This is a genomic window from Rhodopila sp. (assembly GCF_965276935.1).
Taxonomy (GTDB): Bacteria; Pseudomonadota; Alphaproteobacteria; order Acetobacterales; family Acetobacteraceae; genus Rhodopila.
In genome coordinates this window covers 427,511-453,502 of record NZ_CBDIBS010000004.1, presented here as the reverse complement: position 1 = coordinate 453,502, position 25,992 = coordinate 427,511, and the positions used below count along the sequence as shown (strand labels likewise).

26 protein-coding genes are annotated in these 25,992 nt (G+C 61.6%); 15 read left to right on the top strand and 11 right to left on the bottom strand.

The genetic code is table 11. The features are described 5' to 3' along the window. Nucleotides 1-138: 138 nt before the first annotated feature. Together ACQY4S_RS18450 and ACQY4S_RS18445 are read right to left on the bottom strand one after the other, a co-directional pair. Nucleotides 139-660, bottom strand: coding sequence for a Zn-ribbon domain-containing OB-fold protein (locus ACQY4S_RS18450; protein ID WP_428486685.1), 522 nt, complete (start codon nt 658-660; stop codon nt 139-141). Nucleotides 661-673: 13 nt separating this feature from the next. Next, nucleotides 674-1,930, bottom strand: a complete 1,257-nt coding sequence (locus tag ACQY4S_RS18445; RefSeq protein WP_428486684.1) for a thiolase C-terminal domain-containing protein — start codon at nt 1,928-1,930, stop codon at nt 674-676. Between the two features lie 127 nt (nt 1,931-2,057). Between ACQY4S_RS18445 and sthA the strand changes: the two genes are divergently transcribed. Next, nucleotides 2,058-3,467: a Si-specific NAD(P)(+) transhydrogenase gene (gene sthA, locus ACQY4S_RS18440; RefSeq protein WP_428486683.1), complete on the top strand. Its 1,410-nt coding sequence runs from the start codon at nt 2,058-2,060 to the stop codon at nt 3,465-3,467. Nucleotides 3,468-3,548: 81 nt separating this feature from the next. On the opposite strand, the gene ACQY4S_RS18435 is transcribed toward sthA, so the two are convergent. Together ACQY4S_RS18435 and ACQY4S_RS18430 are read right to left on the bottom strand one after the other, a co-directional pair. Beyond that, complete coding sequence (locus tag ACQY4S_RS18435; protein ID WP_428486682.1) at nt 3,549-4,646, bottom strand: CmpA/NrtA family ABC transporter substrate-binding protein; 1,098 nt, start codon at nt 4,644-4,646, stop codon at nt 3,549-3,551. A 183-nt stretch (nt 4,647-4,829) separates the two neighbouring features. Beyond that, nucleotides 4,830-5,216 carry an ANTAR domain-containing response regulator gene (locus ACQY4S_RS18430; RefSeq protein ID WP_428486681.1) on the bottom strand — a complete coding sequence of 129 codons (387 nt, stop codon included), beginning with the start codon at nt 5,214-5,216 and terminating at the stop codon, nt 4,830-4,832. 288 nt (nt 5,217-5,504) lie between these two features. Between ACQY4S_RS18430 and fgd the strand changes: the two genes are divergently transcribed. From fgd to cofC, 4 genes are read left to right on the top strand one after another with little or no spacing between them, the layout of a single operon-like run. After that, nucleotides 5,505-6,512 (top strand): glucose-6-phosphate dehydrogenase (coenzyme-F420), encoded by a 1,008-nt coding sequence (fgd, locus tag ACQY4S_RS18425; RefSeq protein ID WP_428486680.1) that lies wholly within the window; start codon nt 5,505-5,507, stop codon nt 6,510-6,512. 1 nt (nt 6,513) lies between these two features. Beyond that, nucleotides 6,514-7,281 (top strand): coenzyme F420-0:L-glutamate ligase, encoded by a 768-nt coding sequence (cofE, locus tag ACQY4S_RS18420; protein WP_428486679.1) that lies wholly within the window; start codon nt 6,514-6,516, stop codon nt 7,279-7,281. Next, nucleotides 7,278-8,246, top strand: a complete 969-nt coding sequence (gene cofD / locus ACQY4S_RS18415; RefSeq protein ID WP_428486678.1) for a 2-phospho-L-lactate transferase — start codon at nt 7,278-7,280, stop codon at nt 8,244-8,246. Before cofE ends, cofD begins: the two co-directional genes overlap by 4 nt. Continuing rightward, complete coding sequence (cofC, locus tag ACQY4S_RS18410) at nt 8,243-8,890, top strand: 2-phospho-L-lactate guanylyltransferase (protein ID WP_428486677.1); 648 nt, start codon at nt 8,243-8,245, stop codon at nt 8,888-8,890. Before cofD ends, cofC begins: the two co-directional genes overlap by 4 nt. Before the next feature lie 5 nt (nt 8,891-8,895). Here cofC and cofH read toward each other — a convergent pair whose 3' ends face one another. Further along, nucleotides 8,896-11,241, bottom strand: coding sequence for a 5-amino-6-(D-ribitylamino)uracil--L-tyrosine 4-hydroxyphenyl transferase CofH (cofH, locus tag ACQY4S_RS18405; protein ID WP_428486676.1), 2,346 nt, complete (start codon nt 11,239-11,241; stop codon nt 8,896-8,898). Further along, entirely contained in the window at nt 11,238-12,191 is a 954-nt protein-coding gene (locus ACQY4S_RS18400; RefSeq protein ID WP_428486675.1) for an LLM class F420-dependent oxidoreductase, read from the bottom strand. The genes cofH and ACQY4S_RS18400 overlap by 4 nt, the downstream gene beginning before the upstream one ends. Before the next feature lie 80 nt (nt 12,192-12,271). Between ACQY4S_RS18400 and ACQY4S_RS18395 the strand changes: the two genes are divergently transcribed. From ACQY4S_RS18395 to ACQY4S_RS18380, 4 genes are read left to right on the top strand one after another with little or no spacing between them, the layout of a single operon-like run. Further along, a complete protein-coding gene (locus ACQY4S_RS18395; RefSeq protein WP_428486674.1) occupies nt 12,272-13,225 on the top strand; it encodes a TIGR03619 family F420-dependent LLM class oxidoreductase in 954 nt (317 codons plus the stop codon). Between the two features lie 12 nt (nt 13,226-13,237). Further along, a complete protein-coding gene (locus tag ACQY4S_RS18390) occupies nt 13,238-14,272 on the top strand; it encodes an LLM class F420-dependent oxidoreductase (protein ID WP_428486673.1) in 1,035 nt (344 codons plus the stop codon). A gap of 57 nt (nt 14,273-14,329) precedes the next feature. Next, on the top strand, nt 14,330-14,452 hold the full coding sequence (locus ACQY4S_RS18385; RefSeq protein ID WP_428486672.1) for a hypothetical protein: 123 nt from the start codon (nt 14,330-14,332) through the stop codon (nt 14,450-14,452). Next, the gene (locus tag ACQY4S_RS18380) at nt 14,424-16,439 is read left to right on the top strand and encodes a 3-hydroxyacyl-CoA dehydrogenase NAD-binding domain-containing protein (protein ID WP_428486671.1); all 2,016 of its coding nucleotides are present in this window, start codon (nt 14,424-14,426) and stop codon (nt 16,437-16,439) included. The genes ACQY4S_RS18385 and ACQY4S_RS18380 overlap by 29 nt, the downstream gene beginning before the upstream one ends. Before the next feature lie 41 nt (nt 16,440-16,480). Here ACQY4S_RS18380 and ACQY4S_RS18375 read toward each other — a convergent pair whose 3' ends face one another. Continuing rightward, nucleotides 16,481-16,780: a hypothetical protein gene (locus tag ACQY4S_RS18375; RefSeq protein WP_428486670.1), complete on the bottom strand. Its 300-nt coding sequence runs from the start codon at nt 16,778-16,780 to the stop codon at nt 16,481-16,483. Here ACQY4S_RS18375 and ACQY4S_RS18370 point away from each other — a divergent pair. From ACQY4S_RS18370 to ACQY4S_RS18345, 6 genes are read left to right on the top strand one after another with little or no spacing between them, the layout of a single operon-like run. Next, the gene (locus ACQY4S_RS18370; protein ID WP_428486669.1) at nt 16,757-18,127 is read left to right on the top strand and encodes an ABC transporter substrate-binding protein; all 1,371 of its coding nucleotides are present in this window, start codon (nt 16,757-16,759) and stop codon (nt 18,125-18,127) included. The genes ACQY4S_RS18375 and ACQY4S_RS18370 overlap by 24 nt on opposite strands. A gap of 10 nt (nt 18,128-18,137) precedes the next feature. Beyond that, complete coding sequence (locus ACQY4S_RS18365) at nt 18,138-19,088, top strand: ABC transporter permease (protein WP_428486668.1); 951 nt, start codon at nt 18,138-18,140, stop codon at nt 19,086-19,088. Continuing rightward, a complete protein-coding gene (locus tag ACQY4S_RS18360) occupies nt 19,075-19,935 on the top strand; it encodes an ABC transporter permease (RefSeq protein ID WP_428486667.1) in 861 nt (286 codons plus the stop codon). The genes ACQY4S_RS18365 and ACQY4S_RS18360 overlap by 14 nt, the downstream gene beginning before the upstream one ends. After that, nucleotides 19,932-20,903 carry an ABC transporter ATP-binding protein gene (locus ACQY4S_RS18355; protein WP_428486666.1) on the top strand — a complete coding sequence of 324 codons (972 nt, stop codon included), beginning with the start codon at nt 19,932-19,934 and terminating at the stop codon, nt 20,901-20,903. Before ACQY4S_RS18360 ends, ACQY4S_RS18355 begins: the two co-directional genes overlap by 4 nt. Next, complete coding sequence (locus ACQY4S_RS18350; protein WP_428486665.1) at nt 20,903-21,898, top strand: ABC transporter ATP-binding protein; 996 nt, start codon at nt 20,903-20,905, stop codon at nt 21,896-21,898. The genes ACQY4S_RS18355 and ACQY4S_RS18350 overlap by 1 nt, the downstream gene beginning before the upstream one ends. Beyond that, the gene (locus tag ACQY4S_RS18345) at nt 21,895-22,137 is read left to right on the top strand and encodes a hypothetical protein (RefSeq protein ID WP_428486664.1); all 243 of its coding nucleotides are present in this window, start codon (nt 21,895-21,897) and stop codon (nt 22,135-22,137) included. Before ACQY4S_RS18350 ends, ACQY4S_RS18345 begins: the two co-directional genes overlap by 4 nt. Nucleotides 22,138-22,312: 175 nt before the next feature. On the opposite strand, the gene ACQY4S_RS18340 is transcribed toward ACQY4S_RS18345, so the two are convergent. From ACQY4S_RS18340 to ACQY4S_RS18325, 4 genes are all read right to left on the bottom strand, one after another. Beyond that, nucleotides 22,313-22,840, bottom strand: a complete 528-nt coding sequence (locus ACQY4S_RS18340) for a VOC family protein (protein WP_428486663.1) — start codon at nt 22,838-22,840, stop codon at nt 22,313-22,315. A 68-nt stretch (nt 22,841-22,908) separates the two neighbouring features. Continuing rightward, nucleotides 22,909-23,796 carry a prephenate/arogenate dehydrogenase family protein gene (locus ACQY4S_RS18335; RefSeq protein WP_428486662.1) on the bottom strand — a complete coding sequence of 296 codons (888 nt, stop codon included), beginning with the start codon at nt 23,794-23,796 and terminating at the stop codon, nt 22,909-22,911. Further along, nucleotides 23,789-24,883, bottom strand: a complete 1,095-nt coding sequence (gene hisC, locus ACQY4S_RS18330; RefSeq protein WP_428488454.1) for a histidinol-phosphate transaminase — start codon at nt 24,881-24,883, stop codon at nt 23,789-23,791. Before hisC ends, ACQY4S_RS18335 begins: the two co-directional genes overlap by 8 nt. Continuing rightward, entirely contained in the window at nt 24,883-25,800 is a 918-nt protein-coding gene (locus ACQY4S_RS18325; RefSeq protein WP_428486661.1) for a chorismate mutase, read from the bottom strand. Before ACQY4S_RS18325 ends, hisC begins: the two co-directional genes overlap by 1 nt. Between the last annotated feature and the right edge of the window lie 192 nt (nt 25,801-25,992).

Here is a 25,992-nt window from a genome sequence, read left to right as displayed (position 1 = left end):
AATTGACCATACGGACAATCAACGCCCGTTGCTAAAACATTGATGCCGCAATCAACACAACCATGATGGCGTCCGCCAAACACGCGCGCCCGACAATCGATGCTGCCAACGGGGTCGAGTGATATCCGCTTCCGATAGTTACTCCAGTGGATAACGCCACGGTCGTTCCGGTTGCTCCGCGGTTTCGTCGATCGTCCATTGCGGCAGTGACAACCCCTCGGCCACGTCGGCGAATACCATGCGCACGCGCGTGCCGATGCCGACGGTGCGAACTAGTTCGACAGGTGCCAAGGCGCCATCCGTCGTTGCCAGGTTGGCGACAATCCGCAAGGCTTCGTATTCCGATGGCTGACCATTCTGTATATCCAGGTCAACCAGCAGTACCAGATACGGTGTCTTGGCCTTGAACGCTGGCTGGATGGCGTGATGCACTTCCTCATACGAATGCACTTCGCCCTTGGCTTCTACCGCGGTCCAGGTTGATCGCGGGCTAGCGCACCACGGGCACCCAGTGGTCGGCGGATACCGCAGCAACGCGCAGTTGTCGCATTTCTGCAAATGGAAGTTGTGCGCGGCGCAATGGCGGAAATACGCCAGGTTCTCGTGGTCGAGATCATCGATCGTCAGTGACATGCCCAGATAAGTGCCCTGCAAAGACATGAACTTTCCTTCCTCAGGCCCGCCGCATCACCATGGCGGAGGTGGTCGTCGGGTTGGCCCATCCAAGGTTCGCGGTGACCTCGATGGCCTTCACTTGACGGCACCCGCCCTCGCTATAATCGAAGCTGTGCTGGCGCTTGCCGTCGGGCCCTAGCGGGCAACTGTCATCCACATCGTGCCGAAGCTGGCGCACGTTCTCGATCACCGTGTTCATGCCATGCGTGTAGCCTTCGCATAGATGGCCGCCGGAGGTGTTGTTGGGACGCCGCCCGCCCAAACGGGTAATGCCGGAGGACACGTAGTCGCCGCCTTCGCCCTTCTTGCAAAAACCGTAATCCTCCAACTGCAGCATCGACGTGAACGTGAATGCGCCATAGGCACCGGTTGCATCGATATCATCCGGCCCGACGCCAGCGTTCGGCCACAGAATGTCCTTGGCATAGTAGCCGCCGACGCGGGAGATCGGACCCGCTTGGTAGTGCATGTCCATGCGCGGCTTGCTGCACCGTCCAACGATGCCGCGGATCAAGGCCGGCGTATGCCGCATGTCGCGCGCCCGTTCCGTGCTTGTGACGATAAAGGCGGTGGCGTTGTCAGTTTCGACACAGCAATCCAGCAGGTGCAGCGGCTTGCAGATGATGCGGCTGTTCAGCACGTCATCGACCGTATAGCGCTTCTTGTAATAGGCTTTCGGGTTGTTGGACGCATGCTCGGAATGCACGACCTTCACCATCGCCACCTGTTCCGGCCTCGTCCCATGGTCGTACATGTGCCGCATGAAGGTCGGGCTGAACATCTGGCCAGCGCTCTGCCAGCCATAGGCGCGATTGTGCAGCATGTCGCCGCTGACCGGCGTGGCGGAGCGCGCGCCCGTGCCACCAATCCGAACCTGCGAAAAGCCGTTCATCGCCCGGAAGATCGCCACACAGCGGCACAATCCTGCTTCCATGACACCAATGGCGATCCCGACAAGTGCCTCGGTCGATGATCCGCCGCCGATGCAGTCCATGTAGAAATTTAGTCGAGCGCCAATGTCGCCGGCAACGAACGTGGCTGATGTGCTGTCGTTGTTGGAATACGACAGCATCCCATCCACATCCGTCGGCTTGAGACCGGCGTCCGCGACCGCGTTGCGCAGTGCCCAGGTGGCGAGCGCCCGAGTGGTTTTGTCTGATCCGCGAGTGTAGGTGGTTTCGCCAATTCCGACGATCGCATACTTGTCGCGGAGATATTTTGGCGTACTGACATCCGAATCCGTTGGCGGTTTCACGGCACGCTTCCCCAATTGTCGTTGCCCTAGATCCGAGGAACGCTGATCCTCCGATCGATTGGCGTCAATCTCCGGCCAACTCAACGTGCAAGGGTCATGAAAAAGGCTAGGTTTCCCCGGAGTGGATATGGTAACGATCGCAATGATGATCCGTTACGACTTCATCGTCATAGGCAGTGGCCCAGCAGGCCGTCGAGCAGCCATACAGGCTGCCAAGCTGGGCCGTTCGGTCCTGGTCGTCGAAAAGGGCCGTCGGGTTGGAGGAGTGTCCGTCCATACCGGAACCATTCCGTCCAAGACACTGCGCGAGACGGTGTTGAACCTGACCGGCTGGCGCGAGCGTGGATTTTACGGCAAAGCGTATCGGGTAAAAAAGGATATTGAGGCCAAAGACCTCATGGCTCGGTTGCACAAGACCTTGGATCACGAGGTCGATGTGCTTGAGCATCAATTTGCCCGCAATGGTGTGCATACCATGTTTGGCCTGGGTCGGTTCATCGAACCGCACGTCATCGAGGTTACCTTGGACAACAGCGATGTGCGGGTTGTTGAAGGTATCAAGATCATGATCGCCGTGGGGACACGGCCTTATCGTCCCGCTGACGTTCCCTTTAACGGTATCAACATTCTTGACAGCGACGACATTTTGCAGGTTCCGCATCTCCCCCGCAGCCTGACTGTGGTAGGCGGCGGTGTGATCGGCGTCGAATATGCGACCATCTTCAGCGCATTGGATGTCAATGTTGCTCTAGTTGAATCACGGCCAAGCTTCTTGGAATTTATTGATCACGAATTGATTGAGGATTTCACCCACCAGCTTCGCGACCGAGGCATGGCCATCCGCTTTGGCCAGAAGGTGGCGCGCATCGAATTCGAACATGATTGGCCGGTCACGATCTTGGACAATGGCCGCCGCATCCGTTCGGAAATGCTGCTCTATGCGGCCGGACGGGTAGGGGCGACGGATACCCTGAACCTTCAATCCTGTGGTCTGATGTCAGATGACCGTGGCCGGCTGAAGGTCGATCCCATCACTTTCCAGACCAACGTGCCACACATTTACGCTGCTGGGGATGCAATAGGCTTCCCTAGTCTCGCATCGACCTCGATGGAACAGGGACGTATCGCTGCCTGCCACGCGTTCAGCATCGCCATGCCGCCGGCGCCTGATTATTTTCCATACGGAATATATTCCGTTCCAGAAATTTCCACGGTCGGCATGAGCGAGGAGGAAGTCCGCCGCCGTGGCATTCCCTATGAATGCGGGATCGCTCGCTTTCGAGAGACATCCCGCGGGCATATCATGGGTCTGAGCAATGGCATGATGAAAATGCTCTTTTCGATCAAGACCCGTCGTCTCCTGGGTGTTCACATCGTTGGGGAGGGTGCTACCGAGCTTGTGCATATCGGCCAGGCCGTCCTGAACCTGCATGGAACATTGGACTATTTCATCGAGAATACATTCAATTACCCAACTCTGGCAGAAGCATATAAAATTGCGGCTCTGGATGCCTGGAACCGCATGACGCCCGTTTAGCCGTGCGCTCCACATACCCAACACCAATTTCGCATTCGCTGATCATCGCGCGTCGTTGGATCCCAGCCTTGGCTTTCGGCATCACACGGGGCGCCGAATGCCTCGTCCCGACCCGAACGCCGCTTCGTCAGGCTGTGGCAGCATTGCCGAACCTTCCAGCGATGGCAGGGCGGCCGCGGCATAAAGACCCTCTGCCTCCACTGCGGAAGCCAGCAGGTCAGGTCGATAGACCGTTGCAGCCAGCGCTTCCAGATCGGTTTGCGCGTCCAGCCATCGCCAGCGACGCATCTGGCCGAGGAACCATACGGCGTGGGCCTGGGCTGGAAACCAGGCGCCCCGCGCGTGAAATCTTATATGCTCCGGTCCGCTGCCGCCTGCCAACGCTGTCCGGCTCGCCTCCTCCGGCAGGTGCAGCCAGTCTGGATCGGCTAGACGAGAGGCGATCGAGGCAGCGTTGTCAGGTTGGTCGCAATGGATTTGCGCTCGTAGCAACGCGCGCAGCACATAATGCAGCAGGTCCGGGTTTGCCTCGGCCCACGCCTCGGACGCGCAAAGGCACTTCTCCGGATGGAACGGCCAGATCACCGAGGTGCCACTCAGGATACGTCCGACGCCTTGATGCTCCGCGATATGGCCCCACGGCGCCCCGACGCAGAACCCGGTGATCCGACCAGTGGCCATCGCGTTTACTGCGTCCTCGGGTGGAATAACGACGGTCTCAATATCCCGATCCGGATCGCCGCCACCCAACGCAAGCCAATATCGCAGCAAAAGGTTGTGCGTCGAGAACGCATGTACCACAGCGAACCGCGGCCGGGTTGGCTGCGACCGCAGCCACTCGAGCAGCCGCATGCGCGGCGGCTGTGTCCCGGCGCTCAGGGTGTCGGCTGTGGCATGCGCAAGAACAATGGTATTGCCGCCCTGACTCAACGACAACGGCACGATCAGGCGAGCCTTGGGACCACGGAGACCGCCGCAGGCGGCAAGGGCCAAGGGCGGCAGCATTACCGCTACATCAAGCAAGCCGTATGTCAGTTTGTCAGTGATGTTCGACCAGGAAGGCTCGATGCTGATCTCCACCGTCAAGCCGAGAGCAGCAAACATCCCCTCCGTCTGCGCGACGATGATTGGCGCGCTGTCCACTAGCCGCAGCACCCCGACGCGGATCGGCTTGCTCATCCTGCGTCCCCTTCCGTTTCTCGTGCCCGTTCGCTGGTGAGATCAACATGGCGGCGTCCGCGACTCACGGCCTGCCGATGAGATCGTTTTGCCTTCCCAGATCGACCGGCCGGCGCTGCTTGATCAGGAGTGCTTTCCCCTAGCTTAATACTGCACGCTCGTTCCGGCGAGACTCGGCTGGTTTCAGATTTTCTCGCGCCCGCCGATGGTGCCGAACACGGCAACGGCAACGCGCAGTATAGCTTGGACATCCGGCAGTCCCATCTCCTGGACGCTGTAAAGTGAAACGCCGTTACCAACCGCCTCCGCCATAAGCGAAGGGTCGCCTTCGTCAGCGAACGGCATCACCGGCCGTGGATGCGTCGCCGTTAGCTGCTGAATACCCTCCAGGGCATCGCGATCTGGACGCATCATGTCGACCAGAACAACGTCGGGTAAAACGGCGGCGACAGCGTCCGCCAGAGACTCATGCTGTTTCAAACGAATGATGGTCAGGGACGAATCCGCCGCCAGGACATGAACAAGCGAATTGACACGTTCTACCTTGTCATCTGCCAGCAAAATTTTCACGGATGGGTGCTATGCATGGATGATATGAAGGCAAAGGCTGTGCCGCTAGGGACTAGCACACGCCAAAAAACAAGCTTGCGGCTTTTTTTGACGAGTGGGATGTTATTGCGACCATTTATTCACGGCTGGACGGCCGTCGGCGGGCCAGCCGGTCGTGACGCATTCAAGGCTGCATTGTAAGCATTCAGAAGAATGCCAAAAAATGTGCAGCTTGAGTCGCGCTGACGGCGTGCATTGCCGCCTGTGCAACGTGGCGGTAGCTTGCTGCCGGCATGAAGGAGACAGGTCATGGCCCTGAAACTCGGTTATAAGGCATCCGCGGAGCAATTTGCGCCGAAGCGGCTTTTGGAATTCTCCATCGTGGCGGAACAGACAGGCTTTGACTCTGTTTTTGTCAGCGATCACTTCCAGCCGTGGAAGCATACCGACGGCCACGCGCCGTCCGCTCTCGCTTGGCTCGGCGCCCTCGGCGCCAGCACTCAGCGGATTGTCATGGGCACCAGTGTGCTCACGCCGACGTTTCGCTATCATCCTTCCGTTGTCGCACAAGTGTTTGGCACACTCGGATCAATGTTCCCCGGAAGGCTCATTCTTGGAGTCGGCACGGGGGAGGGACTGAACGAAATCCCCTCCACCGGCATGGTTTGGCCCGAGATGAAGGAACGCTTTGCCCGGTTGCGGGAGGCCATCAGCTTGATCCGCAAGCTGTGGGCGGAGGACAATCTAAGTTTTCAGGGCGAATATTACCGCACCCAAAACGCGACGATCTACGACAAGCCCGGACTGCCGCTGCCGATCTATGTCGCCGGTGCCGGACCAATGGTCGCGAAATATGCCGGTCGCATGGCGGACGGCTTCATCTGTACCAGCGGCAAGAAATGGGATCTTTATACCGAGACGCTGCTGCCCAACGTAGCCGAGGGGTTGGAACTTTCCACGAAACCAAAGCCCGACTTCGACCGACTTATTGAAATGAAGGTTTCGTTCGACACCGACAAGCACCGGGCGTTGGAGGACACACGCATCTGGGCCGCCCTCGCGCTGACCCCAGAAGAGAAGATGACCGTACACGACCCGCGGGAGATGGAACGGCTCGCCGACGCCCTGCCAGTTGAGCGTGCTGCCAGTCGCTGGATCGTTTCCTCCGACCCCGATGAGCATATCGAGAAGATCAAGCCGTATATCGACATGGGATTCCGGCACTTGGTGTTCCACGCGCCGGGCAACGATCAGGCTCGCTTCCTGAAGTTGTATGGCGAACTGGTGCTGCCGAAGCTGCGCCAACATTTTGGATAGCATGACCGCTCGGCTGGAGCTTTTCGCGCTGCCCGGTCTGCCCATGGTACAGGCTGGCGATAGTTTGCCCGCGCTGATCACGGCTGGCTTGGACCGTGCGGGACAACGCTTGCAGGACCGTGATGTCGTGGTGATCGCGCAGAAGGTCATCTCAAAATCCGAGGGTCGGACGGTCGATCTGGCGGACGTGGTGCCGTCGCCTGGGGCGGTCGCGCTGGCCGCCAAGGCTGGCAAGGACCCGCGGATCGTCGAGGTTGTTTTGTCGGAGTCTGCCAAGGTCGTCCGCTCCCGCCCCAGTCTGATGATCATGCAGCACCGGCTTGGCTTCGTGATGGCAAATGCTGGCGTGGACCAATCCAATGTCGCGGCCACGGATGGACGCCACCGTGCATTGCTGCTGCCGCTGGATCCCGACCGATCGGCCGAAGCGGTCCGCGCTGATCTGGCCGAGCGTTATCGGGCTAACATTGGCGTGATTATTAGCGACAGTTTCGGCCGTCCCTGGCGCCGCGGCACGGTCGGCGTCGCAATCGGCGCCGCCGGACTGCCATCATTGATCGACCTGCGCGGCCAACCTGACCTGTTCGGTCGCACCCTGGAGGTCAGCATCATCGGTTTTGCTGACGAAATTGCTGCTGCCGCCTCATTGTTGCAAGGTCAGGCGGCGGAGGCGCAACCCGTCGTCGTGCTGCGTGGCCTGACATGGCAGGCACCCAACATCTCGGCAGCGGCTGTGATACGGCCGCCTGAGGAGGATCTTTTTCAGTGATCGTTGCCTTGTCCGGTGGGGTAGGAGGCGCGAAGCTGGCCCTGGGCCTCTCACGCATCATGCCGCCGGAGAACCTGCTCGTCGTCGTCAATACAGGCGACGATTTCGAACATCTGGGGCTGTCGATTTCTCCGGACATCGATACCGTTGCCTATACATTGGCTGGCTTGGCAAACCGCGAAGTTGGCTGGGGCCGGCATGACGAAACCTGGTCGTTCATGGAGACGATGGATGCGTTGGGTGGTGAGACATGGTTTCGTCTAGGTGACCGCGACATTGCCTTGCATGTGGAACGTACGCGGCGGTTGAAAAGCGGCGAAAACCTGTCCAGCGTGACCGCCGATCTCTGCCGGCGCATGGGCGTGGGACCGCGCGTGCTGCCAATGACCGACGACCCGGTGCGGACTAGGTTGCTGACCAATCAAGGATGGTTGGATTTCCAGGAATACTTCGTTCATCAGCGCTGTGAGCCGGTGGTCAGCGAACTTCAGTTCCAAGGCGCGGGTGCGGCCAAGGCACATCCGGATTTTCTCGCTGCGTTGGCCGATGCGTCGCTGGAGGCGGTGGTGATCTGTCCTTCCAATCCGTTCATCAGCGTCGAGCCGATCCTGGCGATCCCTGGCGTGCGGGCGGCGCTGATCGCGTCCAAGGCACCGATCATCGCGGTCTCCCCCATCATTGCCGGCCGTGCGGTTAAGGGGCCGACGGCGAAAATGATGACCGAACTGGGCTTGGACGCGACGGCGGGTACGGTTGCGGAACGATACAATGACCTGCTGGACGGGTATGTAATCGATAATGCCGACATGTCGGAGGTTGTGTCGATTGATGCGCGCGTCACCTTGGCTCAGACCTTGATGACGACACTGGAGGATCGCGAGTCGCTGGCGCGAATCGTGCTGGACGCGGCCGCGGTGCTGCGCCGGCGGGAGTTACGTGGTTTGCGGCACCGCACCGCGCAATGATCGACGTCTGGGCTGCGGTCCCGGTAAAGGCATTCACCGGGGCGAAAATGCGCACAGGCTCGGTGCTGTCGCCGGCGCAACGCGAAGAATTGGCGGCGACGATGCTGGAGGACGTGCTGACCGCGTTGGCCGGAGCGTCCCGGCTCGCAGGAATCCTGGTGAATACCATTGATCCGGTTGCCGCTGCGTTGGCCGAGCGGTATGGCGCGCGGGTGGTAACCGAGGGTGCGCTGGACGGGCATACGGGCGCAGTCAACGGCCTGGCTCGGGTGCTGACACGGGAGGGGAAGGGCGCATTGTTGACAGTACCGGGCGATATTCCTCGGGTGACGTCGGCGGAGATTGATGCGGTGGTGTCGTCCTGTGGTCCTCCGCCGTCCTTCGCCATCGTGCCAGCGCATGATGAGTTGGGATCGAATGCCGTGTTGTGCGCACCGCCGTTCTCGGTGCCGTTACGATTTGGCGACGACAGCTATTTTCCTCATCTAATAGCGGCCAGGCAGGCAGGGGTCGAGCCGGTGATCGTGCGGCTGCGGGGAATCGGGTTGGATATGGACCATCCGGCGGACTTGCGTAGGTTCATCGCAGCCCAGCCACGGATGCCGACGCGGACGCTTGTGTTGTTGGAGCGGTTTGAGTTGTAGACCTCTTACTCCGCCGCCAACACTTTCCTCGGCGGTGTCAGCACGATCGGCGTCAGTTCCGGCGCATTGAAAGCCATCACTCTGCGCTCATTTCCGACCGCACGGTATAGCGTGTCACGCTGCACCGGCACCCGAGACAACGAGCCAATCAATCCCTCCATGGCTTCCGGCGCGAACTCCTGACCGTGTTGAGTGCCGGCGGCGCGAGATATGCTTTCGTTCATCAGCGTGCCTCCCAGATCGTTGGCGCCGGCATTGAGGCACATCGCCGCGCCCTCCGGCCCCATCTTCACCCAAGAGGTCTGGATGTTGGTGATCAGCGGATGCAGCGCCAGTCGAGAGACAGCATGCATCAGGATCGCTTCGCGCAACGTGGGTCCTTTGCGGGCCAGGCCGCGCAGGTACATCGGCGCTTCCATGTGCACGAACGGCAGCGGAACGAACTCGGTGAAGCCGCCGGTCTCTGCTTGCAGATCCCGCAGCACGAGCAGATGCCGAGCCCAGTTGAGCGGGCCTTCGACATGTCCATACATGATGGTGGACGTGGTACGCAGGCCCAGCGCATGGGCGGCGCGGGCAACATCGACCCACTGAGCCGTGTTGATCTTGTCCGGGCAGATGATGGCGCGGATCTCGTCATCTAGGATTTCCGCCGCGGTGCCAGGTAGGGTGCCCAGACCAGCCTCTTTCAACCGCTTCAGGAAGTCGGTCAGTGACAATCCCAGGGTTGCCGCGCCCTGGGTGACTTCCAGAGGCGAGAAGGCATGGATGTGCATCCCCGGAATTGCTGTCTTGATCGCCTTGCAGATGTTGACATAGGTCTCGCCGGTGTAGTCGGGATGGATGCCTCCCTGCAGGCAGACCTCGGTTGCGCCACGATCCCAGGCTTCCCGTGCTCGGCGAACGATCTCATTCATTTCTAGATCGTAAGGTGTTCCCCGTAGTGCGTCATGCGTCTTGCCCTTGGAAAACGCGCAGAACTTGCAACGATAGTAGCAGATGTTCGTGTAGTTGATATTCCTGTTCACCACGTAACGAATGATGTTGCCGCTTGCCGCTCTGCGCAGGTCGTCGGCGGCGGTGACGACACGGTCATAATCCGTGTCGCGGGCGGTGAACAACCGGACGATCTCTGTTTCCCGCAGCCGCTCGCCCGCGGTGGCGCGTTGTAGAATCCGCTCCACATCGGGATCAACGGCATTAAGCAGCACCGCACGAGGCTTGGGCGCGAACGTCAGGCCCGGCGCCCAATCATCGTCACGTGCCCAGCCTTCCGCGTCCGCGCTCTGCCGAACACGTGGTGCGACGTTGGCGTGCAGCCAGTGGTCAGGATCGGCAATCCATGCCGGATATACCGGCAGCCGAGCAACCAGGATCTTGTTCATTTCCGCGGTTCGGCGTGCCAGAGCATCCAGTTCCGGCCACGGCGCTTCCGGATTGACATGATCAGGCGTGACCGGGGACACGCCGCCCCAGTCGTCGATGCCGGCGCCGATCAGCTTTTGATAGACGCCGGGGGACAGGTTCGGGGGCGCCTGGACATGCACATCGTCTGGAAGGATCAGGCGCGCCGCGGCGATGGTCCACAGCAGGTCGTCCAGATCAGGTTCGTCCGCATTGGCCAGCTTGGTCGCAGGCTTGGCGCGGAAGTTCTGAATGATCACTTCCTGAATGTGGCCATGCGCCACGTGCAGGTCACGGATCGCCGCCAGCGCCTCCAGCCGTTCGGCGCGCGTCTCGCCAATGCCGATCAGGATGCCGGTGGTAAACGGCACGGCAAGTTCGCCGGCCAGACGCAGTGTTTCCAGCCGCGCGGCGGGGGCTTTGTCCGGCGAACCGTAATGCACACCACCAGGTTCACACAGCCGCTGGCTGATGGACTCCAGCATGATCCCCTGACTGGCGGAAACCGCTTGCAGGCCGGCGATTTCCTCTCGCGTCATCACGCCAGGGTTCACGTGCGGCAGCAGGCTCGTGTGCTTCAGCACCAGCGCAGACATCGCCCGCAAATAGCTGATGGTGGTGTCGTGGCCCAATTCGGCCAGGGCTTCACGAGCCGCACGGTAGCGCAGCTCCGGCTTGTCGCCCAGGGTGAACAGCGCTTCCGTGCAGCCGGCCGCCTCACCAGCACGGGCAATGGCCAGGACTTCGTCAGCCGACAGATAGGCGGCATGACCGGCACGAGGCCGCTCCGCGAAGGTGCAGTAGTGGCACACGTCACGGCAGAGTTTGGTCAGGGGAATGAAGACCTTGCGGGAGTAGGAGATGGTCCGCCCGAACGCCGTATCCCGCCGTTCCGCCGCCTTCGTCATCATTTCCGCCAGGGAGGCGGATTCCAACCACGTCATCATGATTTGCTTACCACATCCTCGGCGAATCGCTGCTGAACATCCAGGGTCTGTTCGATCGTCGGCTGCTGCAGGTAGACGATCAGGTGCTTCACGCCAACGTCTCGAAACGCCGCCGCGTCTTCCAGCATAGCATCTGCGCCGCCGGTAAACATCTGCCGTATGCCATCCTCGTTCATCTTCACGGTCCAGCGCGGTGGCATGAACCAGACATAGCCGACGTCGATGGAGGACGGGTCGCGACCGACCTTTTCGGCGGCACGGTGCAGCCGGTCGATGCCGGCTTTCAAGGTCGCCGGCGTGTTCATCAGGATATGCGCGTTGTTTGACACCGGATACCATGCGTCGCCGAACTGCACTGTCCGCCGGAGTGCCGGCGCACTTTCGCCGCCAACCCAGATTGGCGGATGAGGCGTAGAAACCGGCTTCGGTTTGCACACGACATTTTCAAACCTGACGTACTTGCCATCGATCGCTGGGCGTTCCTGCGTCCACAATGCCTTCCAGGCAGCCAGATATTCGTCGGTCACCGCGCCGCGCTCCGCGAACGGCGGGGTCCCGAGGGCAGCGAATTCTTCCTTCATCCAACCGGAGCCAATCCCGGCGATCATCCGTCCACCAGATAGAACGTCGGCGGTCAGCAGCAGCTTGGCGGTCAACACGGCGGGACGATGCGGCACCACCAGCACGGATGTCAGCAGCTTTATTCGTCGGGTGAATCCAGCCAGGAACGACAACGTAGCAATGGCGTCGAGGCATTCGCCGGTCGGAGCACCGGGCCAGATGCCATCGGCGGTATAAGGGTAACGCACGTCAGTATGAACCGGGACGATCAGATGGTCAGCCACGCCAATGATGGCATAGCCCCGCGCTTCCGCGGCGGATGCCATGGCCATGATATTGTCGCGCGTGGTCAGACAACCGCGCGTGCCGATGTGGATGCCGAAGTCCATCCTGAATCGCCCCCGGTTGCCTCTTGGCCCATCATCGTGTGCTATCGGCTTCCATAACGCAATCCAAGCAGGAGAATCTCATGCAAATCGGATGCAGCGCCCCAACCAGCGGCCCCCTCATCGAGCCTGACAGCCTGTTGCGGATCGCGACGGAAGCCGAAAAGCTAGGCTACGACTACGTCACCGTCAGCGACCATGTGATGATCCCGACCAGCATCGCCTCGCGCTATCCATACTCCGATTCTGGCGAATTCCCCTCGGGCGCGGCTGCGCCGCGGCTGGAGCAACTGACGGCGGCGACCTTCATCGCGGCGGCCACGTCAAGGCTGCGGATCGTTACCTCGGTGATGGTTGTGCCACACCGTCCGGCGGTGCTGACGGCAAAGATATTGGCCACGCTGGACTACCTGTCCAAAGGCCGCCTGACCCTGGGAATTGGCGCCGGCTGGTGCGAGGAAGAATTCGTCGCGATCGGCGCCCCGCCCTTCGCCGAACGTGGGGCGGTAACGGACGAGTGGATGATGGCGTGCAAGGAGTTGTGGACGGCGGACGAACCGAAGTTCGACGGCAAATACGTCCAGTTCAAGGACGTCCTGTTTCCGCCCAAGCCCGCCCAGGCCGCAATCCCGATCTGGGTTGGTGGAGAGAGCGGACCAGCCATGCGCCGCACGGCGAAGTACGGCGACGCATGGTATCCGATCGGCACCAACCCGCAATTCCCCGTGGACACGCTGACGCGCTTCAAGGCTGCCTCGGCAAAGCTGCGCGGATTGACGCAAAAGGCAGGGCGCGACCCGGCCGTGGTCGGGCTGGCATATCGTGTGTCCTCGAATCCCGAGGCGCAGCCGAAGGGCATGGTCAACGGCGAGCGGAAGCTGTTCACCGGCGGTGCGGCTGACTATGCCGGCGACATCAGGGCGCTTCAGGATGTTGGTGTCACCGCCTTCGACTTTGGACTATTCGGCCCCACCGTGGCCGCGACGTTGGACAACATGCAACGCTTCCGCGACGAGGTTGTGGCCAAGGTCCGGTAGGAGGTTCGTATCATGCAACTTGGCATTACCGTCGACATGTCGGGCCCGCACCCAAAACTTGACATGGAACGGGTCCTGGAGGCGGAGCGTCTGGGTTTCGCCCAGGTTTGGACAGGCGAATCCTACAGTACGGATGCGGTCTCGCCGGTCGCCTGGATCCTGGCGCGGACGACAAGGATCAAGGCCGGAACAGGCATCATGCAGATGCCTGCCCGCACCCCCGCCTGCGCGGCGATGACCGTACTGTCGCTGCAAGCCTTGTCCGGCAACCGCTTCTTGTGCGGCATCGGTCCCTCCGGACCGCAGGTCGTGGAGGGCTGGCACGGCGTGCGCTTCGGCAAGCCAATCCAGCGGACCAAGGAATACATCGCCATCATCAGGCAGGTGCTGGCGCGGGAGAAGCCGCTGGAATTCCACGGCGATCAATACGCCATTCCCTATGACGGACCGGATGCGACCGGTCTGGGACGCCCGTTGCGCAGCATCGCGCATGGCAACCCGGACGTGGCGTTCTATACCGCATCGATCACCCCAGCCGGCCTGCGCTCCGCCGGTGAAGTGGCGGACGGCAATCTGCCGATCTTCTTCTCGCCAAATAAGCCGGATGTCATAACGGGCCCTACGCTGGAGGGGCGGAGAAAGAGCGGCCTGACCATGGCTGGGTTCGACACCGCGCCTTACGTGCGTATCAAGGTGGGCCCGGACGCCGCCGCGTGTCGGGACGCGATCCGGCCGGAACTGGCACTTTACATCGGCGGCATGGGCGCGCGGGCAAAGAATTTCTATAACGATGTCGCCGTCAAACTTGATTATGAGGGCGCAGCCAAGACCATCCAGGACCTCTATCTCGACGGCAAGAAGGCGGAAGCGGCCGCCGCGGTGCCCGACGCGCTAATCGACGAGATTTCGCTCTGTGGACCGGCCGAGAGGATCAAGGACCGGCTGGCGGCCTGGCAGGATGTCGCGAAGCAGGGACATCTCGGCACCATGGTGCTGAAGGGCGCCAACGTAGAGGCCATGCGGGTGGTGGCCGAGGCAGTGCTGTAGCCGGATGTCGCCACCGCGTCCCCAATCATTGCATCAACAGAACACGGATCCATGTTCATGAGCGAAACCTCGGTCGTCCGACTGGAAAAAGACGGCGACATCGGCGTCATCATCGTCAACTATCCGCCCGTCAACGCGCTCGGCCCGGGGCGTGTCCGACGGGATCATCGAATCCCTTAACCAGGCCAATGCCGATCCCGCGGTCAAGGCGATGGTGTTGATCGGCGACGGTCGCAGCTTCATCGCCGGCGCTGACATTCGCGGCTTTGGCACCGGGCGCAAGCGCGCGCCGATCGGCAAACGCACCTATGACGTGCTCGACGCCAGCCCGAAACCCGTGGTCGCCGCGATTCACGGCTTTGCCCTGGGCGGCGGCCTGGAAAACGCCATGGCCTGCCATTACCGGATCGCTGTGCCGTCCGCGAAGGTCGGCCTGCCCGAAGTGCTGATCGGTATCCTGCCCGGTGGCGGCGGCACGCAACGCCTGCCGCGCCTGACCGGTCCAAAGACCGCACTGGAAATGATTACCTCCGGCCGTCATGTTCCAGCGCCTGAAGCCGCCGACTTGGGTATTCTCGACGACGTTCTGCCGGATGGTGCCAACCTGCGCGAGGCCGCCGTTGCCTACGCCCGCAAGATCGCGGACGTACGGCCATTGCCGCGCGTGCGCGACAAGGAAGCCAAGGCCGAGTCAGGCATCTTCGAGGCTATGCGGAAATCCATCGCTCGGCGGGCGCGCAACCAGATAGCGCCCTATCATTGCATCGCCGCGGTCGAAGCTGCCTGCACCCTGCCGTTCGACCAGGGCATCCGGCGCGAGGCCGAATTGTTCGCCGAACTGGAGAATGCCGACGAAGCCAAGGCGCTCCGCTATGCCTTCTTTGCCGACCGCGAAGTCGCCAAGCTGCCCGATCTGCCGGCGGGGATCGCGCCGCGCGACTTCGCCCTGCCGGCGGTGATCGGTGCCGGAACAATGGGCGGCGGCATTGCCATGTCCTTCGCGGATTTTGGCTACGACGTGAAGATCATCGATGCAACGCAGGAAGCGCTGGATCGGGGCATGGCGCGCATCCGCGCCAACTACGCCACGTCGGTGAAGCGCGGCAGCCTGGCGGAAGATGAAATGCAGCGCCGGCTAGCCCGCATTCATCCGAGTGGCGGCTATGAAGACATCGCCGACTGCGACGTGATTGTCGAAGCCGTCTTCGAGGAAATGGATGTCAAGAAGCCGATCTTCGCGAAGCTGGACGAGGTGATGAAACCGGACACGCTTCTGTTTTCCAACACCTCCGCACTGGATATCGACGCTCTTGCCGACATGACGAAGCGGCCGCAGAACGTCGCCGGCACCCATTTCTTCTCGCCGGCCAACGTGATGAAGCTGCTGGAGGTGGTTCGCGGTTCAAAATCATCGCCCGAGACGCTGTTCACCGCCATGGCGCTCGGCCGTCGCATCGGCAAGATCTCGGCAATGGCGGGCAACACCGATGGCTTCGTTGCCAACCGCTCACGCGCACCGTTCAACAACGAAATGGTCATCCTGCTGGAAGAAGGCTGCCTGCCGGAGCAAGTGGACAAGGTGATGATCGACTTCGGCTACCCGATGGGCCCATTCGCGGTCGGCGACCTCGCGGGTCTCGATATCGGCGCCGCCGGAAGACGCAGGCGGGCGCTCGCCAACCCGAATTACCGCAAGCTGCCAATCGCCGACAAGCTGGTCGAGATGGGCCGCTATGGCCAGAAGACCGGTGCCGGCTGGTATCGGTACGAAAAAGGCGACCGCACCCCGCACCCCGACCCGGAGGTCGCCGCCATCATCAAGTCCGTCGCCAGTGAAATGGGCGTGCCGCGGAAGACGTTCTCCGATACGGAAATTCTGCAGCGTCTGCTGTTTTCATCGGTCAATGAGGCCTGCCGCATCCTGGAGGAAGGCAAGGCCTACCGCGCCAGCGATGTCGACGTCATGTGGCTGCATGGCTTCGGCTTCCCGCGCTATCGTGGCGGCCTGATGTTCTGGGCTGACGGGATCGGCGTGAAGAACGTCCACGCGCAGATCGCCTCCTGGCATCAGCAATATGGCGAACGTTGGGCACCGTCGCGCCTGCTGCGGGAACTGGCGGAAACCAACACGCCGTTGCGGGACGCCAAGCCGGCGCTATTCGCCTGAAGTCGCCGGATTTATCCGCTTGACGACCCAGAGCGGCGACGTCACGCTGAATGACAAGCGGTGAAAATTCGCGACCGGGATGATTCGGACCAGCCTCTGGGGGTTCTGATCGCATGCATCGTGGACGTCTCGCCCAGCTTGGCCTTGTTGCGATGTTCGCCGCCGGAACTCATCCAGCGCGCGCTGAACCGTTCAAATGCCCGCATGTCGGAGGCGATCTTGTGTTCGCTCAGGAAGCGAACATCAACACCCTCGATCAGATGACGTCGTCGACCATCTCCACGCGCAATATCGCAATGAACATCTACGAAGCGCTGATGACGCGCGATGAAAACAATCATCCGATTCTGGAACTGGCCGAGTCGATGGACGAAGCCCCCGATCACCTGACCTACACATTCAAGTTGCGGCAGGGAGTGCATTTTCATAACGGCAAGCTGATGACTTCGGCCGATGTGGTGGCTTCGTTTGATCGCTACGCCAAGGTTGGCAATCAGCGCAGCACCTTGGACGCCGTCGATCACTGGGATGCGCCGGATGCCGCCACCTTCGTGCTCCACATGAAGAAGGTGCAGCCTACCTTCATTGAGGCTTTGTCGTCCTTTAGCGTCCCTATTGTCATCATCCCCGCGGAAAATCGCGACATTCCCGCGCAGCAGCTTACCCAGCCGATCGGAACGGGACCGTTTCAGCTCGTCGAGTCCGTTCCGGGCAGCGCGGTCAAGCTGAAGCGATTTGACGGCTACAAGCCGAACACGAGTTTTCAGGACCGCACCGGCTTCGGCGGCTATAAGATAGCATGCGTCGACACGGTAACATTCCGTATCGTCACCGAGCCGGGGGCGCGTGTGGCCGGATTGCGCACAGGCGAGTTTCAGGCGGTCGAGGATCTGCCCGCGAAGTCCCTGCCGGACCTGAAGCAGGACACCAACATTACCATCCTGCCGCTGAAGAACTGGTGGATCCAGATCGCCAATCCCAACGTGTCCAACCCGCCGACCGACAAGCTTCTGGTCCGCAGGGCGATCCAGGCGGCGCTGGACATGGACGAGATCATGGATGCCGCCTCGGACGGCAATTATCAGTTGAACGTCGGTTTCCAGTATCCAAACCAGCCCGACTACACCGACGTCGGGAAAGACACATACAACCTACATGATCCTGAACTGGCGAAAAAGTATCTTGCCCAGGCCGGCTATCAGGGGGAGCCGGTGGTGCTGCTGACGAACAAGGACTATCCGCCGATGTATAACTCCGCCCTGGTAATGCAGCAGGAGTTGCAGGCGGTTGGGATCAATGCGCAGATGAAGGTTGTCGACTGGCCGACCTCTGTTCAGATAATGCAGAACACAACCCAAGGCTGGAATTTCTTCTTTACCGGATGGGGAACCCAGCCGGCGCTGGGTGCCTTGGCCACCATGCAGTTCTTGGTGGAGCCGAACGCGACCTACAAGCCAAAGGATAATAAGGATGATCCCGATGTCCTGGCGGCCTGGAACGACATGAACACGCTGCCGACCGCGGCAGGACGGCAGAACGCCTACGTCCAAATGCAGAAGCTGGTGCTGGATCGGGTCTACGCCGTGCCATTTGGCTCCTATACCCAGGTCGAGGCGGTTCGGTCGAACGTCAATGGATTTGTGCCGTTCCGTATCCCACGCTTCGCCAACGTCTGGTTCAGCCATTGATCACCGCCTGATGGGCGGCGTTATCCTTCGAAGACTGGCGAGCGCTTTGCCGATCCTGCTAATCGTCAGTCTGATCACCTTCGCAATGATCCATCTGATTCCCGGTGATCCGGCCACCGCCATCGCCGGTATGTCGGCGACGGCAGAGCAGGTCGCGAACATCCGTCATGATCTTGGGCTGGACCAGCCGCTGCTGTCGCAGCTCTGGTATTGGTATGCCAACCTGCTGCATGGCGATCTTGGTCGCTCGCTCCTGCTGGGCCAGCCTGTCATCCAGGCCACGATGCTGCGTCTGCCGATCACCTTGGCGTTGTCCGCCTACGCACTCGTGCTGACTTTGGTATTTGGCCTTCTTACTGGCATCGTCGCGGCGCTGCGGCAGAATACCTGGGTGGACCAACTTGCCATGGTGCTGGCGATGCTGGGGATTTCCGTCCCTAATTTCTATCTCGGCTTGCTGATGATTATTTTGTTCGCGGTCGATCTGGGCTGGCTGCCCACCGGCGGCTATATCGCCTTCAGCCATGATCCATTGGGGTGGCTTGTCACCTCCACGATGCCGGCGATCTCGTTGGCGCTGCTGCTGACCGGATTGCTCGCCCGCATCACACGATCAACAATGCTAGAGGTGCTGCGGCAGGACTATGTCCGCACCGCCCGCGCCAAAGGCCTGCCAAACCGCCAGGTGGTGCTGAAGCACGCGCTGGCGAATGCGCTGATCCCGATCACCACGGTCGTCGGCATCATCGTCAGCCTGCTGATCTCCGGCTCGGTGGTGACAGAGACGCTGTTTTCGATCCCCGGCATCGGTCAGTTGCTGACCCAGGCGGTGCTCAACCGGGACTACCCAATGGTGCAGGGTGGCCTGCTGATCACCACGGCCTTGCTGGTGCTGATCAATATCGGGGTCGATATCTGTTACGCGCTGCTCGATCCCAGGGTACGCTATGAAGGCGCCTGACCCAATCTCCTCGACGCGTGCCACATTGCGTCGACTATTGCATCACCGCCTTTTCCTGCTCGGCAGCGTCCTGTTCGGTATCATCCTGGCCGTCGCAATCCTCGCCCCGCTGATCGCCCCGATTAACCCCAATAAGTTGTCGATGCGCACCAAGTTCCAGCCGCCCAGTCGAGACTTCCTGTTTGGCACCGACAATTTTGGTCGATCGCTATGGTCGCGGGTCATCTGGGGCGCTCAGCTTTCGATGTATATCGGGGCCGCCGTCGTGGCCATCAATGCCATCCTCGGTACCGCGATCGGCGCCGTCGCCGGCTACTTCCGCCGCCTCGATAACATGCTGATGCGCGTCAACGACGCCCTGATGGCCTTCCCCGCCGTGCTGCTGGCCATCGCCGTCACCGCGGTGCTCGGCCCGTCAGTCAACGACGTCATCATCGCCCTGGCGATTGTCTATACACCACGCACCGTGCGCATCGTCCGCTCCTCCGTGATCGTGCTGCGGGAGATGGAGTATGTGCAGGCCGCGCGTGCCGCCGGCGCCGGCCATTGGCGGATCCTGCGCCGCCACATCCTGCCCAACGCCATGGCGCCGCTGATCGTGCAGCTCTCCTTCCTGTTCGCCTATGCCGTACTGACCGAGGCCACTCTGTCCTTTCTTGGCGTCGGCGCGGTGCCGCCAACCCCGACCTGGGGCAACATCATGGCCGAGGGCCGCCAGTACATGATCGACGCACCCTGGATCATCACCATTCCCGGTGCGGCGTTGATGATCACCGTTCTCGGCCTGAACCTCCTCGGCGACGGGCTGCGAGACGTCCTCGACCCGCGCCTGAGAATCCAGCAATGAGCCTGCTCGAAGTCGAAAATCTCACAACGGCTTTCCAAACCTCCAACGGCCAGGTCACCGCCATCGAGGAAATCTCCTTTACGCTTGATCGCGGTGAAATCCTGGGTATCGTCGGTGAATCCGGCAGTGGCAAGAGCGTCACCGCCCTGGCCATCATGGGCCTGCTGCCAATCCCGCCCGCCCGCATTCTCGGCGGCAGTATCCGGTTCGACGGCACCGACCTGCTGACCTTGTCAAGGCGCGCGATGCAGCGCCTGCGCGGACCCGGCATCGCCATGGTGTTCCAGGAGCCGATGACCTCCCTGAACCCGGTGTTCACCATCGGTGAGCAGATCATGGAAACGATCCGCGCGCACGAGACGTTGCCGAAGGCTGACGTCTTTGCCCGCGCCGTCGAGATGCTTGAGAAGGTCGGCATCGCGTCCGCCGTCAGGCGCATGACGGACTACCCGCACCAGTTATCCGGCGGTCAGCGTCAGCGGGTGATGCTGGCAATCGCCCTGGTCTGCCGCCCGCGTCTGTTGATCGCCGATGAGCCCACAACGGCACTGGACGTGACGATCCAGGCGCAGATTCTGGATCTTCTGCTGGACCTGCGCGACGAGTTCGGTATGGCCATCATCATTATCACGCACAACATGGGGGTTATCGCCGAAACCGCGGACCGGGTTCTGGTCACCTATGCGGGCCGCGTCGTGGAGCGGGCGCCGGTGGCACGTCTATTCGACAACCCATTGCATCCATACACCCGCGGCCTGCTCGCCTGCGTGCCAACCCTGGATCAGGATACCGACCGGCTGGTCGCCATTCCAGGCAACCTGCCCGAACCATCCCGCCGCCCCAGCGGCTGCCGTTTTTCCGCCCGTTGCGATCATGCGATTTCAGCTTGCAGCGGCGGCATACCTGAGTTGAAGTCGTTCGAGCCGGATCACAAGGCCGCCTGCATCCGTGTGCGTGACCTTGCCTGATGCCCACGCTGCTGCAAGCCATCAGCCTGACCAAGCACTACAACGTCGAATCGGGCGGCCTGTTTCGCCGCACGAGGACCGCGCTCCACGCCGTGGACGGCGTTGACCTGACGATCAAAGCCGGCGAAACCCTGGGCCTCGTCGGAGAATCGGGCTGCGGCAAATCCACGCTCGGCCGTCTGCTGATCCGCCTGATCCCCGCCACCGGCGGACAGGTCACGTTCGACGGGCAGGAGATCACCCGCCTCGGCGCCAAGGCCCTGCGGGCGGCACGGCGGTCGATGCAGATCGTCTTCCAGGACCCGTTCGGCGCGCTGAACCCGCGCATGTCGGTGGAAGACACGATCATGGAGCCGTTGCTGATCCACGGAGTAGTTAAGGCCGTCGCCGCACGAGAGGCTGTGACGGCCATGCTCGACAAGGTCGGTCTGCCGGCCAGCGCGCGCTACCGCTTTCCGCATGAGTTCTCGGGCGGCCAACGGCAGAGGATCGGGATAGCCCGCGCACTGATCCTGCGGCCGAAATTCGTTGTATTGGATGAACCGGTTTCGGCGCTGGATGTCTCGGTCCAGGCACAGATCGTCAACTTGCTGACCGACCTGCAGGCGGAACTCGGATTGACCTACCTGTTCATCGCGCATGATCTCGGTGTGGTAAAACATATCTCGACGCGGGTCGCCGTGATGTACCTGGGCAAGGTTGTCGAGATCGCCGACAAGCGTCCGCTGTATGCTCGACCGCTTCACCCTTATACCCAGGCGCTGCTGGCCTCGGTGCCGGTAACCCATCCATCGCAACGCAAACGCGGCCTGGCGCGTAAGCCGCCGCTGACAGGTGATATCCCGACAGCCCTCGCACCGCCCCCCGGCTGCCGCTTTCATACCAGGTGCCCACATGTCATGCCGATCTGCTCGGCTCAGGAACCGGCGGTCCGTCGGTCTGGCCCAGCGCACTTCGTCGCGTGCCACCTGATCACGGCGGATCAGGATACTTGATCACGGCAGCGAACCATGCAGCGGCTGGATCGTTCACCGTTCTGGAAACAGGAGCGTTAAAGATGAAGCAGCCGCATACCGAGGAAACCGTGGATCATACCGACACGCAGCAGAACACGGGCAATCACAAGAAGCCTGGTGCAGCGGACGCACAGGGAGCAGATCGTGTCGGCGGCACGCGCGCCGGCAAGGAAAATCTTGGCAAGACATCAACGAAAATAGAAAAGCCGGCGTCATGAAGTTTTGCTTGAAGCAGTCCTCACTCAAGGTCTGACCATGCAGCCGCCAAAGAAACAATCGTAAGCGTCAGGAGAAGCCGGCGACGCCTACTACGGGCGCCGACCGGCGATGGACGGCTCGCACCTCCAGATCACGGCCGGCTTACCCAACAATCGAAATTTTCAACAGTTTGGTTCAGGCAACCTCCGCCAGTTTCTTTGACGCGATTGCTTGTCGAGCAGCCTCCCGCCGAGCATCGAATTTTGCCAGCCGCCGCTGAGGATTAGGGTGGACTTCATTCTCCGGCTCACCGGGGCGCTTCTGTGACCCCGCCCAGCCATGTGCGGCGATGTCAAAGATAATCCCGGATAGGTCGGTGTGTTTCACCTCATAGCCGTCGGGGTTGTTTGGGTCCCCCATGATCCAGGTCGCCCCTGCCGCACGCGCCTGCTCGCCAGAGACGATCACGTCGTCCACCCAGAACCCGATATGATGCAAGCCGACGAAATCCGTCCCGGTGCCCTGCGAAGCCTCGTCCGACTTGAAATGTAGGATTGCCAAGTTCACCACGCCATCAGTGAGGAACACGCCTTCCGCGAGTTCTCCATCCAGCTCTGTCACTTCCTCCAGCCCAAGTGAGTCCTTATAGAATTCTGCCGTCTCCCACGGGTCGGCAACACTGAGTGCGACGTGACGCAGACGACCCTTGCTTTTAGCGGTCATGGCTGGCTCCCTGTTTTTCTATCTGACAAGCATTGAGTGTGACTCAATGCGGCATTCCAGGGCAAGAGCTACGCCTGCTTGCGCTCTATCAGGCTACGACGAATCTTCCGGCCGCGCTCGACCTTGTCCTCGATATAGGCTGCATCGCCCCAGCGCACGGCACGCGCCATTGCCTGAGCGTCCTCCATGAAGCGCTGCAGCATCTCCAGCAACGCCTCTCGGTTGTTCAAGAAGATATCGCGCCACATCACGGGATCTGAAGCCGCGATCCGGGTAAAATCTCGAAAACCCGAAGCGGCAAAATTGACCACTTCCTGCCGGCTCTCATCAGCCAGGTCGTCGGCGGTGCCGCAGATGGTGAACGCGATCAGATGCGGCAGGTGAGAGACGATGGCCAGCACCCGGTCGTGATGGCTCGCTTCCATCCGCTCTACCAGGGAGCCGCAGCGTCGCCACAGTTCCGCGATTTTCTCGATCGCGGCTTCATCGGTGCCGGGCGGCGGGGTCAGCGCAGTCCAACGGCCTTGAAACAGCTCGGCAAAGCCGGCATCCGGGCCCGAGTGCTCGGTGCCAGCGATCGGATGCGCCGGGACGAAATGCACGCCGGCTGGCACCAATGAACCGACATCGCGGATCACCGACTGTTTTGTCGAACCGACATCCGTCAGCACGGCGCCTGGTGACAGATAGGGCGCGATCCGTACCGCCAGATCAGCGAAGGCGCCGACCGGCGCGCAGAGAACAACGCAATCGGCGCCGACGACCGCGCGGGCCGGATCAATCTCCACCCGGTCGGCAATGCCAAGTTCCATCGTCCGGTCCAACGTCATCTGGGTTCGGGCATTGACGACGACCTCGGCCGCGATATCGCCGCGCTCACGAGCGATCCGGGCAATGGACGAACCAATTAACCCGACGCCGAGCAGACTGAGCCGATGAAACAAAGGATCAGGCATGGGTTCGGTGCGAGAGATCTGCGAACGCGTCGATCACCATACCAACTTCCTCATCGGTGCCGACGGTGATGCGAAGGCAATTTGGCAGGCCGTAGCCAGTCACCTTGCGAACAATGATGCCGCGTGACCGCAAGAAATCATCCGCGGCGTCGGCTTTTTCGGCGGCGCCAAAATCAGCAAGCACGAAATTGCCTTCGCTTGGCCAGACCTTGATGCCGGCGGCGTTGATCCCGGCACTAAGTTTCGTTCGATACAAGGCGTTGTGGTTACGCCCTCGCTCGACCCATCCGGGTTCGGTCAAGGCGGCAATCGCGGCGACCTGACCGACGACGGAGACATTGAACGGGCTCCGCACGCGATTGAGCACATCCACCACCGCCGTCGGCGCATAGCACCAGCCAATGCGCATGCCGCCCAAACCATAGATCTTCGAGAATGTGCGGGTCATGACAGTATTGTTGGTCGCATCCACGAGCTTTGTGCCGGCATCGTAATCGGCGCGGGTGACATATTCGGCATAGGCCGCATCAAGCACCAGCAGCACCTCGGGCGGCAGGGCGGCGCGAAAGCGCGCAACCGCCTCAGCCGGCAGCATCGAGCCGGTCGGGTTGTTGGGATTGGCCAGGAAAACCAGTCTTGTGGAAGGCGACACGGCCGCCAGCATGGCATCCAGGTCCGCCGTCAGGTCGCGTTCCGCCACCTTGATAACACGGCTACCCGCATAGGCCCCGGCAATATGATAGATGGAAAAACCGTGCGCCGACATGATGATGTCGCGTCCCGAACCACCATAGGACAGGCAGAGCTGGTAGATCAGGTCATCCGATCCCGCGCCGCTGACGATGCGCGCCGGGTCCAGGCCCCAGCTTTTGCCGATCGCAGCCCGCAGCCGTTCGGCGCCTCCGTCCGGATAGCGGTGGACGTCTTCGGCCAACGCAGCGATAGCGGCCCTGGCGGATGGCGGCACGCCGAACGCGCCTTCGTTCGACGACAATTTCACGATACGATTGGCACCAGGAACCGCCGACTCGCCGCCGACATACGGGTGAATGGTCAGAATCTCTGGGCGAGGCGTCGGGGACGTCATCATGTGGCTTCCGGGAAAGGAACTGCGTAGCTGCCGATCACCACCGGCCGGCGCAAGGCGGCCCCCAGGTGGCTGAGGCGAGGGTCGTCGTCCGTTACATACCCGTCGACCTCGGCCAGCACATGCGCCGTTGCCGCACCCTGCTCGCGAAGCAACACCATTGTGTCGCAGGCCAGCCCTGCGGCAGTCAATTCGTCTGCCAGCCGGGGCCGGCTGATGTCGCTGTCGCATTCAAGACCGATAAAGGAGCAATCCTTGGCGCTGGCATCCGGCGGCGCGGCGGCTATGACCAGCGCCTGGAGTTGCGGTGCGCCATCCGGCCGATCACGCCAGAAGGGCAACCGCGCCACGATATGCAGGCGTGGTTCGTGATGCAGCAACAGAACCCACCAGGTGTTGATGTCGGACGGGAACGGCAGCACCGCAACCGAGGCCGCGCCGTCGCCGACAGCCGACAAAGTCGCCGCCGCGTTGTCATGCAGGCGGAGAGGCGTCAGCGCGCCAAAATGTTCTCGCGCGAGCTGTGTCAACCCGGCGCCCGGATCGCTGCCGCATATTGCCAGTGAAAATCCGCCCTGAATGGACGTGGTGCCAGCCAGCAGCTCACGCCAGATGCGGAACAGCGATGCTGCCGGCAGCGATCCCTGATGACGTTTCACCAGACGACGCACGATCGACGCCTCTCGGCCCGGGCGGAATGCCGCCGGTTTGCCCGTCCGCGCAACCTGCTCCACGACCTGGGCACGCCGCATCAGCAGGTCATGGACTGCGTCGTCGATCTGGTCCAGTTCCGCCCGCAAGCCGGACAGGCCAGCCCTGGGACCGCCATCAGCGGGTCGCCAGCCATCACCGAGAGGCGTTTCCTCGTCAAGCGAAGGCGCGGTAGAGGCATCGGCTGTTGCAGCAGGATGAGCCATTGTTCTTCCCTGGCAGGAAGGCAGACTTAGCGGAAGCGCATCGCTCTGCAAACCTATTCGAACGGCACAGTCCAAGCGGCTGGCTGACTACGCCCACTGGCCACCTCCACTGGCCACCCCCAAACCGCGCGCGGATCACCAAATCGGTGCTGCCGGTTGCGGGCGCCTTCGGCAGGTCCTATTCAGTCGCCG

Coding starts and splice junctions, on each gene's coding strand:
- ACQY4S_RS18450 (WP_428486685.1), bottom strand. CDS start 660: ATGTCTTTGCAGGGCACTTATCTGGGCATGTCACTGACGATCGATGAT.
- sthA (WP_428486683.1), top strand. CDS start 2,058: ATGGTAACGATCGCAATGATGATCCGTTACGACTTCATCGTCATAGGC.
- ACQY4S_RS18435 (WP_428486682.1), bottom strand. CDS start 4,646: ATGAGCAAGCCGATCCGCGTCGGGGTGCTGCGGCTAGTGGACAGCGCG.
- fgd (WP_428486680.1), top strand. CDS start 5,505: ATGGCCCTGAAACTCGGTTATAAGGCATCCGCGGAGCAATTTGCGCCG.
- cofE (WP_428486679.1), top strand. CDS start 6,514: ATGACCGCTCGGCTGGAGCTTTTCGCGCTGCCCGGTCTGCCCATGGTA.
- cofC (WP_428486677.1), top strand. CDS start 8,243: ATGATCGACGTCTGGGCTGCGGTCCCGGTAAAGGCATTCACCGGGGCG.
- cofH (WP_428486676.1), bottom strand. CDS start 11,241: ATGATGACGTGGTTGGAATCCGCCTCCCTGGCGGAAATGATGACGAAG.
- ACQY4S_RS18400 (WP_428486675.1), bottom strand. CDS start 12,191: ATGGACTTCGGCATCCACATCGGCACGCGCGGTTGTCTGACCACGCGC.
- ACQY4S_RS18395 (WP_428486674.1), top strand. CDS start 12,272: ATGCAAATCGGATGCAGCGCCCCAACCAGCGGCCCCCTCATCGAGCCT.
- ACQY4S_RS18390 (WP_428486673.1), top strand. CDS start 13,238: ATGCAACTTGGCATTACCGTCGACATGTCGGGCCCGCACCCAAAACTT.
- ACQY4S_RS18385 (WP_428486672.1), top strand. CDS start 14,330: ATGAGCGAAACCTCGGTCGTCCGACTGGAAAAAGACGGCGACATCGGC.
- ACQY4S_RS18370 (WP_428486669.1), top strand. CDS start 16,757: ATGACGCGCGATGAAAACAATCATCCGATTCTGGAACTGGCCGAGTCG.
- ACQY4S_RS18375 (WP_428486670.1), bottom strand. CDS start 16,780: ATGATTGTTTTCATCGCGCGTCATCAGCGCTTCGTAGATGTTCATTGC.
- ACQY4S_RS18365 (WP_428486668.1), top strand. CDS start 18,138: ATGGGCGGCGTTATCCTTCGAAGACTGGCGAGCGCTTTGCCGATCCTG.
- ACQY4S_RS18360 (WP_428486667.1), top strand. CDS start 19,075: ATGAAGGCGCCTGACCCAATCTCCTCGACGCGTGCCACATTGCGTCGA.
- ACQY4S_RS18355 (WP_428486666.1), top strand. CDS start 19,932: ATGAGCCTGCTCGAAGTCGAAAATCTCACAACGGCTTTCCAAACCTCC.
- ACQY4S_RS18350 (WP_428486665.1), top strand. CDS start 20,903: ATGCCCACGCTGCTGCAAGCCATCAGCCTGACCAAGCACTACAACGTC.
- ACQY4S_RS18340 (WP_428486663.1), bottom strand. CDS start 22,840: ATGACCGCTAAAAGCAAGGGTCGTCTGCGTCACGTCGCACTCAGTGTT.
- ACQY4S_RS18335 (WP_428486662.1), bottom strand. CDS start 23,796: ATGCCTGATCCTTTGTTTCATCGGCTCAGTCTGCTCGGCGTCGGGTTA.
- hisC (WP_428488454.1), bottom strand. CDS start 24,883: ATGACGTCCCCGACGCCTCGCCCAGAGATTCTGACCATTCACCCGTAT.
- ACQY4S_RS18325 (WP_428486661.1), bottom strand. CDS start 25,800: ATGGCTCATCCTGCTGCAACAGCCGATGCCTCTACCGCGCCTTCGCTT.